Here is a 15,889-nt window from a genome sequence, read left to right as displayed (position 1 = left end):
ATAAAATAGCTATACCCACTCATGTCCGAAAAAAAATATTTTAAACAAATAAAGCCTTTCCGGGTACCCACCACCGATGGTAAACTTATTGAAGAACATTTTGGCCTGGCTTCTACCCGTACCCCGGCGTACAGCGTAGCCCACATGGTAGCGCCCCCGCACTGGTCGGAACCGCACCAAAAACCCGAGTTTGACGAAATCACCATTGTTATACGGGGCCGGAAAATGGCAGAGGTAGACGGTGAAGAAATTATTTTGGCCGCCGGCGAAACATTATTGGTAAAAAGTGGCGCCCGGGTACGTTATTCTAACCCCTTCGACGAAGAAACCGAATATTGGTCGGTGTGCGTGCCCGCTTTTGATATTGCTACCGTACACCGGGAAGATGAATAGCTTTTAAATTAAATATTGCTAAATAAAAAAGCCGCGGCTCATTAAACTAAATGAGCCGCGGCTTTTTTACTATAAAAAATGAAGCTTAGCCCTGCTGATTGGCTTGCATCAGGTTAACCACATCTTCAGAAATTCCCATGCTGGAGAAGCCACCATCGTGCATCAGGTTTTGCATGGTTACATACCGGGTAAAATCCGAGAATAACGAAATACAATAATCGGCACAAGCTTCGGCCGGCGCATTACCCAACGGCGACATTTTATCGGAATAATCGTAAAAGACATCAAACCCACCCACACCGGTGCCGGCTGTGGTTTTAGTAGGTGATTGCGAAATAGTATTTACCCGCACTTTATTCTTTTTGGCCATGCGGTAGCCGTAGCTGCGGGCAATAGACTCCAGCATGGCTTTGGCCTGGGCCATATCAGTGTAATCGGGGAATACGCGTTGGGCCGCAATATAAGACAAAGCCACAATAGAGCCCCACTCGTTCATGGCGTCTTGTTTCTCGGCTACGGCCATAACTTTATGGAATGATAAAGCCGAAATATCTAAGGTTTTGAGGAACCACTCGTAATTTAATTCACCGTAAGCTTTCCCTTTCCGGATATTGGGGCTCATACCAATCGAGTGTAACACAAAATCTAATTTACCACCTAATATTTCCTGAGCCTGGGAGAATAAATTTTCTAAATCTTCTACCGAAGTCGCATCGGCCGGAATAATTTGTGCGCCGCAGGTTTCGGCTAATTTATTTATTTCGCCCATCCGCATGGCCAAAGGCGCATTGGTTAAAACAAACTGGGCGCCTTCTTCGTGGGCTTTCAGGGCAACTTTCCAGGCAATTGATTTTTCGTCTAGTGCGCCAAAAATAATTCCTCTTTTTCCTTGTAATAGGTTATATGCCATAGGTACTTTTTCGGTTTATCGTTGTTGGGATTCTATTTTAGAAATGCAATATTATTAAATATGCGCCAAGCTTCGGAGATATTTTTATATTTATTTGCCGGATGGAATAAATCAGTACGCTTATTAAGCATTTTACTGCCGGTAATTAAATAAGTGTTTGGCAAAAATAATGCATCTGTTTTATTGCAGATGCATTATTTAACCGCAATATTTTCAACCCAGATTTAACTTGTATGGATGATTTTACATAGCCAATAATTCACGGGCACTTTGGAAGGCCGTATCGCTGGGGTTGGCGCCGGCAATCATTTGGGCAATTTCACGAATACGTTCTTCTTCGGTTAACTTTTTAATCCGGCTAATGGTGCGGTCGGCGCGATCGTCTTTGTACACAAAGTAATGTGCATTGCCCTGCGCCGCCATTTGGGGTAAATGCGATATAGCAATTAATTGGTGTTTGCGGGCCATTTGCTGCATCATACGCCCAACTTTTACGGCTACTTCGCCCGAAATACCCGTATCAATTTCATCAAAAATAATGGTTGGCAGCGCGGTTTTATCGGCGAGTAAATATTTTACACACAACATTAACCGCGAAAATTCGCCGCCCGATGCCGCTTTGCTTAAAGTTTGCGGTGCCGCGCCTTTGTTGGCACTAAATAAAATATTGATAACATCAGTACCGGTAGCCGTGGGCGCGCTGGTATTATGCTGAATAACCAAACGAGCATTGGGCATGCCTAAATCGGCAAGAAGCGTATGCAGTTCTTCTTCAAATTTCCGAAAAACAGCTTGCCGGCTTTCAGATAAAGTTTGGGCTAGCGCTTGCACCTGGTTAAAGGCCGCTTCCATTTCTATTTTGGTAGCCGCCAAACCTTCGTCCAGGTTCTGGACACTGCTTACTTTTTCTTCTAATTCAGCCTGAATCGCTAATAATTCGGCGTTGTTGCGGGCCTGGTGTTTGCGCTGCAGGGTATAAATTACATTTAGCCGCTCCTGTACCTGCTCGGCTTTTTCGGGGTCGGCTTCGGTTTTGCGCTCGGCATCTTCCAGCTCGCCCACTATATCGTTCAGTTCAATGGCACAACTATCCAGACGTTCTTTTAGAGTACGGTAATGCTCGCCGTATTCGGTAAGCTGCCCCACCAAATAGGTGCCGTCTTTTAAACCCGATAAAACATTAAATTCAGATTCTGATAAATATTGAATGACCTGGCTTAATTTTAACTTAATTTCTTCGGCGTGCTCCAGTTGTTTTAATTGGTCTTCCAGTTCTTCCTGCTCGTCGGGTTGCAGTTTGGCCTCCAGGAGTTCATTGAGTAAAAAGCTGTTATAATCCAGCTCCTTTTGCGACTGGGCCAGTTGCGCCTCCATTTTCTTGTAATCCGATTCGAGTTGTTTGTACCGGCGGAAGGCTAAAACGTATTTTTCTTTTAAGCTGGCGTTGGCCGTGTACAAATCAATTAAATTTAACTGGTAAGCCGTATCGCCAAGGAGCAAAGTATCGTGCTGCGAGTGGATGTCCATTAACTTGGCACCCAGCAGTTTAATGGTATCTAAGGTAACTGGGGTATCGTTTACAAAGGCCCGCGATTTACCGGCCGGAGTAATTTCGCGGCGCAGAATACAGTTTTTATCAAAATCTATATCTTCATCGGCAAAAAACTCCTGCAGGTTATATTCACCAATATCAAAAACACCTTCAATCACGCATTTTTCGGCGGTATTAAATAATATTTTGGTATCGGCCCGGTTGCCCAACAGCAGGCCAATGGCACCCAGCATAATGGATTTACCAGCTCCGGTTTCGCCGGTAATTATATTAAGCAACGGCGACGGTTGCATCTCCAGACGCTCAATTAAAGCATAGTTTTTTATTTTCAGATCAATCAGCATGAATCAATAGTCTGTTTCTTTATCGAATACTACTTCTTGGATGGTGGCTAAATTTAAGATGTGTTTATGCCGCCGCGGATCCAGTACTACTAAGTGTGCTTCGGTAATCTCCAGAATTTGTCCGCTGTGTACAACGTGATCGGCCAGGATAACGTGCCCTTCCTGGCCTATGATTTCTGTTTTTTTTGAGAGAATATCCCGGCGAAAAATTCTTACCTGCCTCTTACCCAATTTTTTAAATAATAAAAATAAATAAAATATTATGAATTATTTCCGGGTAAATTGTTCAAGACATTTAAGGTTGGTACTGCGTAAGAACCTAGCATTGGTTATCGAATTTACCAGCCTATAAAGTTACGTAATACTGAAGTAACTTAATTCATAAATTCTAATTCAATAATTTATTTTTACCGCTGCACCAAAGGCTGGTACTTGGTAATATTGGTGGGGTCTATTTGGGAGAGCACACTGTACACCGTTTGCTTTTCGGTAGGATTGGCATTTTTAAAAATAGAAACGATTTCGTCGGCTTTGGTTTCAAAGAAAGAGCGCAGCACAGCAGCCCCTGGCCGGAGCTGGGCTACCTGCTGAATATTCTGAATAGCTTGCAATACGTTTTTACGGGCTTCTTCGGGTTTCTGAATAAATATATCCATGCCTTGGCGGTAGTATAAATATTGCGCCTGCCGGAAACCTTCCAGCTGCGGATCCTGCAAATTATTTAGTAACCAATACCGGCTACGGGTATCATCGCCGTTAGAACTCCAACCACCCGGATTTGGTGCCTGCGAAGCCGACACGGTTAATATTTGTAAAGCCCGGTCGTAGTACGGGGCACCACCCATGCGGGTAAAGCTATCGCGATCCAAGCCAATAATCAAATAAGCGTAATACGATAATAATGAAGATAAGCTGGAGGTAAATGTATTGTCAGAAAATTGCAGCGGTTGCGCCTCGATGTAATCAAAGGCCCAGCTTTTATCTACCAACGATACCAAAGGCGTTTCGTAACCGGTACCGTAAACCGGTCGGCTAACAATTACCTGGGCAATGGCACCGTAAGTGCCAATTTGCGGAACCTGGGTAATGGTAATAAGCATTCGGCATTTGATTCGTTCTTCGGGGCGGTACGTATCGTTGGTCCAGCGGCGGTTATTTAAAAAATTAGAAATAGCATTGCGCAAGTCTACAAAAACCCGACGGTCCGATACTTGTACTTGGTCGCTGTTAATCACTACATCGCATTGTAACTCTTGCGCCTGCAGGGGCAAATAACTGAGTACCCCCAGCAAAAAGAAGGTAAAATATTTATACATACATTCTGTTGGCTATAAAGGCTACTATGTCCCGGGCCACCTCTGTTTTTGATTTCAAAGGAAAATCCGTGCTTTTATCCTTTTCAATAATGGTAATTTTGTTTGTATCGTGCCGAAAGCCGGCACCTGCATCCTGCAACGAATTTAAAACGATCAGGTCCAGGTTTTTAGTCTGTAACTTAGCCTGAGCATTAATAGTTTCATTGTCGGTTTCCAGCGCAAATCCGACGGCAAATTGGTCTGGTCGTTTGGTTAAGCCCAGTGTTTTAGCAATGTCTACGTTCTTCACCAATTCCAGCGTCAGGTTATCTTCCTTCTTTTTAATCTTTACTCCTGATACATTTTTGGGCTTGTAATCGGCTACGGCGGCGGCAAACACCCAAATATTCGCTTCCGGTGCCAAAGCTTTGGCTTGGGCGTACATTTCGTCGGCGGTGGTTACAGAGAAAACCTGAATATTGGCATGCTGCGCTTTTTGGGCGGTAGGGCCACTTACCAAATAAACCCGCGCCCCGGCCTGGGCAAACTGTTCGGCCAAAGCATAACCCATTTTACCGGTAGAGTGGTTGCCAATAAAACGTACCGGATCGATAGGCTCGTAAGTAGGCCCGGCGGTAAGCAAAACTACTTTATTTTTAAGCAAGATCGGGGGTATGGTTGGTAGTACTAAAATGCTGCGCAAGAACTTGTAAAATTTCTTCGGGCTCGGCCATGCGCCCTTGCCCTACCAGGCCGCTGGCCAGTTCGCCGTAACCAGCTTCTAAAAGCGTATTGCCATATGCCATCAGTTTTTGCCGGTTGGCTGATACTGCCGGGTGCACATACATATCCAGGTCCATGGCCGGGGCAAAAAATACCGGGCAACGTGCCGATAAATAAACTGCCGATAGTAAATTATCGCAAAAGCCATTGGCCATTTTAGCTAAAGTATTGGCGCTGGCCGGGGCAATTACCAAGGCATCGGCCCACAAGCCCAAAGCCACGTGGTTGTGCCACTCGCCGGTAGCATCGCTTTTGGTAAACTCGGTTAAAACCGGCCGTTTAGACAAAGTACTTAAAGTTAAGGGCGTTATAAAAGCAGAAGCAGAGGCCGTCAGGATTACCTGCACCTCTGCTTCTGCTTTAATTAAGAGCCGGGTAAGATGTGCGGCTTTATACGCCGCAATACTCCCGCAAACGCCCAGTATAATTTTCTTCTGCCGAAGCATGCCCTACTTATTCGGCACCTTCGTCGTCGCCCCGACGATAGAATATTTTATCTTCCAGGAATTCTTCTACCGCTAAATTGGTAGGCTTAGGCATACGCTCGTAATATTTCGAAATCTCGATCTGCTCCCGGTTTTCAAAAACTTCTTCCAGGTTATCTACGGTAGTGGCAAACTCAGCTAATTTAGCATTGAGCTCTTCTTTAATTTTTACCGAAATTTGGTTGGCCCGTTTAGAGATAATAGATACCGACTCGTAAACATTACCGGTTTCATTTGCAAAATCGGCCATGTTGCGGGTTACAATAGATGCAGGTACTTGTGCCATATTATTAAGTTGTAAGTTTTTCGTTTAAAGTTGTAAGTAATTAGTTGTTAGTAGTTAGTTCTCTTATATGAGTTCTATTATCCAATGTCTAGTATCTAACATCTAATCTCTAATTTTTATTTTTGTTCTGCATTAGCCGCCGTATTGGGTGCTTTTAAGCGTTCCAATTGTTTCGTGCTCCGGTCGTAAATAGATTCTGCGTTACGTAAAAATTTGCTTTTCGGATATTTATCAATGAAGGCCTGGTAAAAACCAACCGCATCGAAGTAACGTTCCCGTTGTTTTTCCGGTACACTTTCTTCGGCCAGGTTAAATTGCGCCAATATTCTTAAATAAGCAGCTTCTTCGTTAAAATCGCTGGCCGGGTATTCGCGTTCAAAGGTAGTAAACGCTGTAACGGCTGCCTGATAATACCGCATTTGGCTGTACAACCTGGCTGTTTCAAAAGCTTTGCGTTCGAGTTTAGCCGCCAGTTCGTCGTACATCTGAGTGGCTTCTTCTTTGTATTTGGTTTCGGGAAAGCGGTTTAAAAATTCCTGAATAGCCGTAATGGCCGTTTGGGTACTGGATTGGTCTAGGTTAAATTCCGGCGAATCATTGTAAAGCGCTTTGGTGTGCATAAACAAACTTTCTTCGGCGTACGGGCTACGGCCGTACGTATCAAAAAAGTTCCGGAATAATTCGGCACTGGTTAAATACAGCCGCTCGTGGTATTGGGTATATGCGTACAGAAATGCGGCTTTCTCTGCTTCTTCGCGGCCGGCCAGCAAAGGTCTAATTTCTTCCAGCAATACGCCGGCCCGGTAATAATCTTTTTTCTCGTAATATTTTAGCGCAGCCTGGTATTTCTGGTCAACGTTGGTGCTCTTTAATAGTTTGTTGTATTCGCCGCAACTGCTAAACAATATCAAGCAAACGAAAAAGAATATATATATTTTAGATAATGGATTCATGCAGGGACAAAATTAGGAATATTTCTTTCTATATCCAAGCACCATAACGGTAGCCCAGTCTTCCTATTGTTAAGATTTATGAATATTTACTTCAGGTTTATTTTGGCCGATGGCGTAGTCTTTAAGTTTGCTTTGGCGTTGGGTTTGCCTTTAGCGCTATTAGCCGCGGCTTTTTTAGTATTATTTTTTTTATTCTCTTTGTTTGTTTGCGCCACTACTGCCGCCCGCTTTGGTTTAACCGATTTTTTGGTCCGTTTCGCCAATACCTGGGCCTTGGTCGGCTTTTCGTCGATGCGCCATTTAAAGCCTTTTAGCCGCTTGTCGGGCTCTTTTAGCTCGTGCGGCGGAATAAAGCTAGCGTCGGGATTGGTCAGGTAAGATATGGTTTGCAGTTTGCGCTCTTTAAATTTAATAATAATATCGCTACAAACAGTTTTATTCATACCGGTTAATACCGAATCGCCTTCCAAAGCAAAATAAATGGTTTCGCCGTTACCGTTTACATCTACCCGCCTAATATTGCCTGCCTGAAAAAAAGCCGTCATGTCGCGGCCTTTTATCTGGTTCAGGTTTTTCAAAGTATCTTCCGAAATGATAAAGGCGTTGCTGTACATGTACATGCGGTCGATGGTTTTATTTTTCATTTGCATGTTCATCCTATCCGACACCAATTGACTGTTGTTACTCCACAAAATCGGGTCGTAGTTCAACATCATCAAAGAATCGGTTAAATTATAACTCAACGAATCGCATTTGCCTTGCAAATCTTTTTTAAAGATGCGTACATCGTAGTAAGCATACAAAAAATCTTTCTTCTTCGGATCTTTAAAATCTATTGAAACCAACGTATCTGCCGAAATAAACAAGGTATCGTCGGATACCAGGGAACGCATAACCGGGCTACCCGAAACCTTTGATTTGCCCAGGCCCTGCCAATGCTGCACCACCTGCCCCGTAATAATTACTTTATTCTTCTGGTCTTTAGAAGTCATTTTTACGTTGCCCGAGGCGTACAAATATTCTTTGGCTTTATTATGCTGCAATACTTTACCGGCAATGGTATAATCCGGCGTTTCGGCTTGGGCTTCCAGAAACCGCGATTCGCCGGTAACGGTATTGTGGTAACCACCGGTGGCCAATAAATTCTGGTCCTTGCTTTTGATGCGCGTAGGCGCCACAAAATATACAATCTTATTTATGGTATTGTACTGCAGCGTATCAGAAGTAATATCGGCTTCTTTGCCCACCAAATGCACATTGCCCCGGAAAGATAATATTTTGGTATCGGCGTTGTAATTGCCAAAGCGGCTGGTGAGGGTATTTTCGGTTTCCAGAATGGTACCGCCTTCGGTGTAGCGCCCAATATGGGTATTCATGTTATACACCAGCGACGGCGTGGTTAAAGTCATTTTTTCATCGCGCAGCGTAACCCCGCCTTTAAAATTAGCTATCTTGGCGTTGCCATCGTAAGAAGCGGTACTGCTGGTAATATTTAAGGCATTTTGCACCACCCGTACATTGCTGAAAATATCAACATAATTACGATTATTGTCGGTAAATAAATGGGCCGAGTCGCAGTAAAGAAAAGTATCTTTTTGCTTTAGCTGAACGTTGCCAAGTAAACGTTTAAATTTTTCACCGGCGCGCAAACCACTTTCTAGAGACTCCGCGCCTATCAATTCGATTTGATCTTGCGCTTTAAGGGCAAAAGAAGTTAAAAGCAGAAGAAGAGAAAAAAATACTTTTGTTCTTTTCATTAAGAAATAGAATAATTGCGCAAAATTAAGAAATAATACCCGTTGTACTCTTATGACCGATAAAGTTTTAGCTTATATACAAGGGCAAAACCTTTTTTCACTTTCCCACCGCCTTGTTTGCACCATTAGTGGTGGCATAGACTCCGTGGTATTATGTGACATTTTATTTAAACTTAAAATTCCTTTTTGTTTGGCGCACGCCAATTTTGGTTTACGCGGCGAAGAATCGGATGCTGATGAATTATTCGTCAAAAAGCTGGCCAAAAAATACGCAGTAGAAGTTTACACCGAACATTTCCAAACCGAAGAATTTGCCCGGGAAGAAAAAATATCGATCCAAATGGCTGCCCGGTTTTTGCGTTACAATTGGTTTGAGCAACTCCGGCAACAATTAGGCTACGACTATATTGCTACTGCGCACCACCAGAACGATGCCACCGAAACGATATTGTTAAATTTAACCAAAGGTACAGGAATTGCCGGCTTGCACGGCATTTTACCTAAAAATGGTTACCTGGTGCGGCCGCTGCTGTGCTTAGATAAAGACGATATTTACGAATATGTAACCCAAAACCAACTTATCTGGCGCGAAGACAGCTCGAACGATAGCACCAAATACCAGCGCAACCTTATCCGGCACGAGGTTATTCCGGTGTTAAAAAAAATAAACCCGAACCTGGAAACCACCATGCACCAAACGGTGGCTAAAATTTCGGGAGCCGAACAAATATACCGGGCTTATATAAACCAGGTCAGGAGCCAAACCAACCGCCAGGAAAACAACGTTGATTATTTTGATATAACCGCTCTGCAACAAGTTACCGCATTGCCCGTGGTGTTATATGAGTTGCTCCGCGATTATAATTTTAATTACGATACCACCCAGGCTATTCTGGAAAGCTTTACCGCCATACCCGGTAAAACATTCTCTTCGGCCACGCACGAGTTGGTAAAAGACCGCGACCAACTGGTAATTACCCCAAAAAATCTGGCTGGTTATGGTTCTTTTACCTTAAACGATAACGCTACTACTTTTACCGCCGACAGCCTGCACTTAGAAATAAACCGGTTAGTCGCCGCTGGCTATAATGTACCCCGTAGTAAAAAAATAGCCGCTTTAGATGCTGCACTGCTGCAATTTCCGCTTAAAATCCGGCCCTGGAAAGAAGGCGATTGGTTTGTACCACTGGGTATGAACGGCAAAAAGAAACTCAGCGATTTTTTTATTAACGAAAAAATTCCGGTTAACCTGAAAAAGAATATTTGGGTTTTGGTTTCAGACAAATCAATTGTTTGGATAATTGGCTACCGGCTGGATAACCGTTTTAAAATTACCGACAAAACCGAACAGGTACTGGAAATAAAATTAAGAAGCTAATCTCTAAAAAAATCAGCTATTTAGTGGTTTAAAAGATTAAATTGACTTTTGGGCTAGCTTAAGTACTTGTTTTTACCCGGTTAAAATCCAATCTCTATTATAAAGAGGGTCATTATAGTAAAAATACGGGTAAAAAAATGTATATTTAGGTTTAAACGATAAACCTATGTCCCAGTTATTTCAAAATCCAGCTATATTATGGTTCGCGGCAGGTTTAGTTTTATTCCTGGCCGAATTTTTATTACCCGGTCTTATCCTGGCCTTTTTTGCCGTGGGAGCCTGGGTAACTGCCCTACTTTATTTAATCCTTAATTTTGGATTTAATAGCCAATTGGTGGTATTTATAAGTACCTCAGTATTAAGCTTAGTTTTACTGCGCCGGTATATGCTCCAGAATAAAGCCCTGTTTTCTTTTTCTGGCGGACAGGACAATGAGCTTACCCGCGAATTTATTGGTTACACCTGCACGGTTTCGGAACCTATTAACCCTGGTCCGGAAGGTGGTCGGGTTTTATTCCGGGGTACCAACTGGAAAGCGCACGCCAACGTGGCCGTTCCGGCCGGCACTTCGGTACGCATTGTATCCAAAGACAGCATCGTACTTTTTGTAGAACCTATTAACTAAAATCATGACGACTACTATATTATTAATTGGCTTAGCCCTTTTTATCATATTGCTTTTTATATCGGCCCTAAAAGTGGTGCCGCAACGCTCCGTATTTATTGTGGAGCGGCTGGGTAAATTCCATGCCAGCCTGGAACCGGGCTTTCATATTCTGATTCCTTTTATTGATAAGGTGGTTTACCGCCATACGCTAAAAGAACAGGCCATTGATGTGCCCCCGCAAAACTGTATTACCCGCGATAATATTGCCGTAGAGGTAGATGGTATTTTGTACCTGCAGGTTGTTGATCCGGCCAAATCGTCGTACGGTATTGATAATTACCGTTTTGCGGCTATCCAGATTGCCCAGACTACCATGCGGAGCGTAGTAGGTAAATTAGAACTGGACCGCACTTTTGAAGAGCGGGAAACCATAAATGCCAGTATTGTAAATGCCGTAGATGTAGCCAGCGATCCGTGGGGTGTAAAAGTAACGCGCTACGAAGTTAAAAATATTAACCCGCCGGCTACAATACGGGATGCTATGGAAAAACAAATGCGCGCCGAAAGGGAAAAACGGGCCATTATTGCCGAATCGGAAGGTGATAAACAAGCCCGCATTAACCGGGCCGAAGGGGAAAAATCGCAGATGATTGCCGTATCGGAAGGGGAAAAGCAGCGCCGCATAAACGAAGCAGAAGGCCGGGCTGCCGAAATTGAACGCATTGCCTCTGCTACTGCCCAGGGCATCCGGGAGATTGCCTCCGCCATAAACGCCGAAGGTGGTATGAAAGCTGTTAACCTGCGCGTAGCCGAACAATATTTAACGGAATTTGGCAAACTGGCCAAAACAAATAATACCATGATTATCCCGACCGATTTAGCTGATATTTCGGGCGTGGTGGGTAGCATTACTTCGGTTATGCAACGCATGAAAGAAGAACCGACTATTAATTCTAACGGCCGGTCGCAGCCGCTTTCTAAGTTGCCCGTAGATGGTCATTAACAAAATATTGAGAGCAGCATAATTTTATAAGATATTCTCTTTTACAAAATATTATCTAACCTAAAAACAAAGAGCCGGCTAAATAGCCGGCTCTTTGTTTTTACTTTTAACTTAATATTATTTCTTTGCCGATGCGGCCGATGCGTTGTTGCGCCGGCCAAACTTTCCGCCAAAGAAATCGCCTTTGTTCCACTCGGGTCGCTTGGCATCATTGGCCGTTAAATAACCGATCAGGAAATTGGTTTTTACGTGCATGGCAGCCGCATTAAAATCAAACGGTTGGTTCATGTCGTCCTGGGGCTTGTGGTAAATGGTTTTCCGCCAATCAGCAATAATTTTGGCCCCGTCTTTGTTCGGGTCGCCGGTTAAAATTCCGCCCTTAATAAACAACGCCGGAATGCCTTTCTTGATAAAGCTGTAATGATCGCTCCGGGTAAATACTACTTCTTCCGGGGCTGGGTCAGGTGTAATTTTTAAGTTAAGGTATTTAGCCGTGGCTTCTACCGGTCCGCGCAAACTCGAGTGCTGAATTCCGTGCGGAATAATATCTAAAAGCGGGTAAAAGAAAAACGGCATATCAATGGCTAAATTGGCTACTAAGCTACCATCGGGCACCGTGGGGTTATTTGCAAAATAATCCGACCCCTGTAAACCCAATTCTTCGCCGGTACACGACAGAAATATAATGGATCTTTTGGGTGCTTTGGGTAAGCGTTTATAAGCCCGGGCCGTTTCGAGTAAAAAAGCCGAACCAGAAGCATTGTCGTGGGCGCCATTATTTATAGAATCGCCGTTTACCGGTACCGATAATCCTAAATGATCTAAGTGGGCCGCATATACTACGTATTCATTTTTTAACTGCGGATCGCTGCCGGGCAAAATGCCAATAATATTCTGGCTCTGGATAGCATTGTAACGGGTTTGGGTAGTAATAGAAACCGATACCGGCAAATTAATTGAAGCAGATTTCCCTTCCTTTAATACAGTCACTGATTGGTACAAATCGGTTCCGGAACCCGTAAATAAATCGTTGCCTACACCTTGTACCACTACCGCCAGGCCCTTTAAGGCGGGTAAATACGTGTTGGGGGTGCCATTGGGGCCGGCCCACCAGGTACTACCGGATTTAATGCGCTTGGCGTAGGCATTCCAGGTAGCATTATTTTCGCCGGCGGCAATTACCGAAATCATACCTACGGCACCTTTCTGGGCAGCAATGCTGTTTTTGGTTACGGCTGATGAAAAATAAGCTTTTTCATTATTAGGAAATTTTTCCGGGGCACCGGAGATATACATAACAATTTTGCCTTTAACGTCCAAGTTGGCATAATCGTCGTAATTGAGCTCGGGTGCCGACACGCCATAGCCCACAAAAACTACGGGTGCGGTTATTTGGGTTTCGGGCTGGCCCATATTGGGTTGCAGTACATAATCGGATAAATACGTGAGCGTTTTTGCCTGGCCGTTCCGGATTATTTTAAAAGCACTTTGGGGCTCTACCACTACCCCCGACCGCAAGGGCACTTCTTGCATATAAGAATTATTTCCGCCGCCGGGCTGCAAGCCTATATTCTGAAACTGCGTAGCCATGTATTTGGCCGCAATCCCAAAACCGGGTTTACCGGGCCGGCGGCCCGCCAGCAAATCATCCGACAGAAACGTCATGTGGGCTTTAATCGCTTCGGGGCTAACCGCATCAATGGTTTTTTTTATTTCTTTGGCTTTTAGCTGCTTGGCATACTGGGCTGCAGCGGGCTCTGCCGTCAGGCCCATAAGAGCCAGTAAACATAAAGTGGTGGTAAACGAGAAATTCTTGATTTTTAAATAATGAGCAGGAAATAAACGCATTTAATAAATTTTAATTATGAACCAACAGTTAATGTACTTATCTGCGCCTGGATAGTTATACAAAATTAAAGAATAAAGATTTAAATAAGGCTCCTAATTTATCTCCGGTAAAATTTAGTTGCCCGCCTTATTCAGAACATTTTTACCCCAGATGCTATTACCTTCTTTTAAAATTATTAATTTACCCCGCTGGTAAACTACTTTAGCAAGTTTACCAGCAGTATTTATATCAGTTAAAACCTTTAAAGTTTTTATAACGTCTCCGCCACCCTTTAAAATATTTAAACATGGAAAAATCAGGTAAACTGCGCAGTACCGAATGGTTTGGCAAGCGCGACAAAATGGGATTTATTTACCGCAGCTGGATGAAAAACCAGGGTTTGCCCGACCACGAATTTGATGGCCGCCCGGTAATCGGGATTTGCAACACCTGGTCGGAGTTAACGCCTTGCAACGCGCATTTCCGCGAAATAGCCGAACGCGTTAAGCGGGGGGTCTTTGAAGCCGGCGGCTTTCCGCTGGAATTTCCGGTAACCTCTCTCGGCGAAACCCTGATGCGCCCTACGGCGATGCTCTACCGCAACCTGGCCAGTATGGACGTAGAAGAATCGCTCCGGGCTAATCCGTTAGACGGTGTAGTATTGCTGGCCGGCTGCGACAAAACCACCCCGTCTACTTTAATGGGCGCCCTTAGTGTAGATATTCCCACCATTGTGGTATCGGGCGGGCCTATGCTCAATGGCAAATACCAGGGCCGCGATATTGGTTCGGGTACCGACGTCTGGAAATTCAGCGACGATTTGCGCACCGGCAAAATAACGCTTAAAGATTTTATGCTGGCCGAAAATTGCATGTCGAGAAGCAGCGGCCACTGCATGACTATGGGCACCGCCTCTACCATGGCCTGTATGGTAGAATCGTTGGGCATGACCTTGCCGGGCGGAGCCGCTATTCCGGCCGTAGATGCCCGCCGCAAAATATTGGCCCACCTGGCCGGCAGCCGCATTGTAGAAATGGTAAAAGAAGATTTACGCCCCTCCCAAATCCTTACGCGTCAGGCTTTTGAAAACGCCATTATGGTTAATGCCGCCGTAGGCGGTTCTACTAATTTTATTATTCATTTGCTGGCCATTGCCGGCCGGGTTGGAGTACCGTTAGAACTCGATGATTTTGATACCATTGGCAGCCACATTACTTTTCTGGTAAACCTGATGCCTTCGGGTAAATTTCTGATGGAAGATTTTTACTATGCCGGCGGGGTGCCCGTCGTTATGAAAGAATTAGGCGAGCAATTACACCTCGATGTTAAAACCGTAAATGGCCAAACCCACCGCCAGAATATAGAAGATGCCGTTTGTTACAACCGCGAGGTAATTTTCAGCATTGATAACCCCATATTAAAAGAAGGCGGTACAGCGGTAGTAAAAGGCAATTTATGTTCGAATGGGGCCGTAATTAAACCATCGGCGGCTACACCGGCCTTAATGCAGCACCAGGGCCGCGCCGTGGTTTTCGAAAATATTGAAGATTACCACGCCCGCATCGATGATCCGGACCTGGACATTGACGAAAACTGCATCATGGTTTTAAAAGGCGTAGGGCCGCGGGGCTATCCGGGTATGCCCGAAGTAGGGAATATGGCTTTACCCAAAAAAATATTAGCCCAGGGCATTACCGATATGATCCGGATTTCGGATGGACGCATGAGTGGTACGGCCTTTGGCACGGTTTTCCTACACGTATCGCCAGAATCGGCCATTGGTGGCACCCTGGCGCTGGTACAAAACGGCGATTTAATTCAGGTAGACGTTAAAAACCGGCGGCTGGATTTATTGGTTTCCGATGAAGAGTTAACCACGCGCCGGTCTAACTGGGTAGCACCGCCACCCCACACCGACCGGGGCTACGTAGGCTTATACTGCCGGCATGTACAACAGGCCCACCTGGGTGCCGATATGGATTACCTGGTCGGTAACTCCGGCTCAGCCGTTCCCCGCGATTCGCATTAACGGTAAATCATTAAATAGTAAGTTTTAAGCTGTAAGTTCTTAAATTTTGGTTTTAATTATTTCACATAGAACTTGTTTAGCACTTTATCAAATAAACTTGCCGCCGCCATTAGTGGTGTTATCACCGCCAATCTATTTGCCTTTTTATTTCCTAGGGGCACTACGGCTAGGGCAAAATTATTTGTCAATCTTGATATAATAAACAGGCCATTTTACTACCGATAATCAAACTAGCAACCCCCTGCCCTGCTTCAAATATTAAGCAGGCGGGGGTTTGCTTTAACCA

15 protein-coding genes are annotated in these 15,889 nt (G+C 44.4%); 5 read left to right on the top strand and 10 right to left on the bottom strand.

Going from position 1 to position 15,889, the window contains the following annotated elements; all coding sequences use genetic code 11:
* Window positions 1–21 precede the first annotated feature (21 nt).
* Window positions 22–393, top strand: coding sequence for a cupin domain-containing protein (locus tag ACO1R6_RS07760; RefSeq protein WP_486263653.1), 372 nt, complete (start codon window positions 22–24; stop codon window positions 391–393).
* A gap of 85 nt (window positions 394–478) precedes the next feature.
* Here the strand turns inward: ACO1R6_RS07760 and ACO1R6_RS07755 are convergent, their stop codons facing one another.
* From ACO1R6_RS07755 to ACO1R6_RS07715, 9 genes are all read right to left on the bottom strand, one after another.
* Window positions 479–1,303 carry an enoyl-ACP reductase FabI gene (locus ACO1R6_RS07755; RefSeq protein ID WP_486263652.1) on the bottom strand — a complete coding sequence of 275 codons (825 nt, stop codon included), beginning with the start codon at window positions 1,301–1,303 and terminating at the stop codon, window positions 479–481.
* Window positions 1,304–1,546: 243 nt separating this feature from the next.
* Window positions 1,547–3,199 carry a DNA repair protein RecN gene (gene recN, locus ACO1R6_RS07750; RefSeq protein WP_486263651.1) on the bottom strand — a complete coding sequence of 551 codons (1,653 nt, stop codon included), beginning with the start codon at window positions 3,197–3,199 and terminating at the stop codon, window positions 1,547–1,549.
* A 3-nt stretch (window positions 3,200–3,202) separates the two neighbouring features.
* A complete protein-coding gene (locus tag ACO1R6_RS07745; protein WP_486263649.1) occupies window positions 3,203–3,430 on the bottom strand; it encodes a hypothetical protein in 228 nt (75 codons plus the stop codon).
* Window positions 3,431–3,606: 176 nt separating this feature from the next.
* Window positions 3,607–4,515 (bottom strand): type IX secretion system protein PorD, encoded by a 909-nt coding sequence (gene porD / locus ACO1R6_RS07740; RefSeq protein WP_486263647.1) that lies wholly within the window; start codon window positions 4,513–4,515, stop codon window positions 3,607–3,609.
* Window positions 4,508–5,158, bottom strand: a complete 651-nt coding sequence (locus ACO1R6_RS07735; protein WP_486263645.1) for a phosphopantothenoylcysteine decarboxylase domain-containing protein — start codon at window positions 5,156–5,158, stop codon at window positions 4,508–4,510. Before ACO1R6_RS07735 ends, porD begins: the two co-directional genes overlap by 8 nt.
* Complete coding sequence (locus ACO1R6_RS07730) at window positions 5,151–5,723, bottom strand: flavoprotein (RefSeq protein WP_486263643.1); 573 nt, start codon at window positions 5,721–5,723, stop codon at window positions 5,151–5,153. Before ACO1R6_RS07730 ends, ACO1R6_RS07735 begins: the two co-directional genes overlap by 8 nt.
* Before the next feature lie 7 nt (window positions 5,724–5,730).
* Window positions 5,731–6,048 carry a DNA-directed RNA polymerase subunit omega gene (locus tag ACO1R6_RS07725; protein WP_486263641.1) on the bottom strand — a complete coding sequence of 106 codons (318 nt, stop codon included), beginning with the start codon at window positions 6,046–6,048 and terminating at the stop codon, window positions 5,731–5,733.
* Between the two features lie 116 nt (window positions 6,049–6,164).
* Window positions 6,165–7,001 carry an outer membrane protein assembly factor BamD gene (locus tag ACO1R6_RS07720; RefSeq protein ID WP_486263639.1) on the bottom strand — a complete coding sequence of 279 codons (837 nt, stop codon included), beginning with the start codon at window positions 6,999–7,001 and terminating at the stop codon, window positions 6,165–6,167.
* An 86-nt stretch (window positions 7,002–7,087) separates the two neighbouring features.
* Window positions 7,088–8,758, bottom strand: coding sequence for an OstA-like protein (locus ACO1R6_RS07715; protein ID WP_486263637.1), 1,671 nt, complete (start codon window positions 8,756–8,758; stop codon window positions 7,088–7,090).
* Between the two features lie 52 nt (window positions 8,759–8,810).
* Between ACO1R6_RS07715 and tilS the strand changes: the two genes are divergently transcribed.
* From tilS to ACO1R6_RS07700, 3 genes are all read left to right on the top strand, one after another.
* The gene (gene tilS, locus ACO1R6_RS07710) at window positions 8,811–10,136 is read left to right on the top strand and encodes a tRNA lysidine(34) synthetase TilS (RefSeq protein WP_486263635.1); all 1,326 of its coding nucleotides are present in this window, start codon (window positions 8,811–8,813) and stop codon (window positions 10,134–10,136) included.
* A gap of 166 nt (window positions 10,137–10,302) precedes the next feature.
* Window positions 10,303–10,761 (top strand): NfeD family protein, encoded by a 459-nt coding sequence (locus ACO1R6_RS07705; protein ID WP_486263633.1) that lies wholly within the window; start codon window positions 10,303–10,305, stop codon window positions 10,759–10,761.
* 4 nt (window positions 10,762–10,765) lie between these two features.
* Entirely contained in the window at window positions 10,766–11,746 is a 981-nt protein-coding gene (locus tag ACO1R6_RS07700; protein WP_486263631.1) for an SPFH domain-containing protein, read from the top strand.
* A 117-nt stretch (window positions 11,747–11,863) separates the two neighbouring features.
* Here the strand turns inward: ACO1R6_RS07700 and ACO1R6_RS07695 are convergent, their stop codons facing one another.
* Window positions 11,864–13,594: a M28 family metallopeptidase gene (locus ACO1R6_RS07695; RefSeq protein WP_486263629.1), complete on the bottom strand. Its 1,731-nt coding sequence runs from the start codon at window positions 13,592–13,594 to the stop codon at window positions 11,864–11,866.
* A 287-nt stretch (window positions 13,595–13,881) separates the two neighbouring features.
* On the opposite strand from ACO1R6_RS07695, the gene ACO1R6_RS07690 reads away from it, so the two are divergent.
* On the top strand, window positions 13,882–15,603 hold the full coding sequence (locus ACO1R6_RS07690) for an IlvD/Edd family dehydratase (protein WP_486263627.1): 1,722 nt from the start codon (window positions 13,882–13,884) through the stop codon (window positions 15,601–15,603).
* Window positions 15,604–15,889 lie beyond the last annotated feature (286 nt).

The organism is Adhaeribacter sp. (assembly GCF_057359045.1).
Note: the sequence above shows the minus strand (reverse complement) of the source record. Positions and strands in the feature narration are given on the sequence as shown.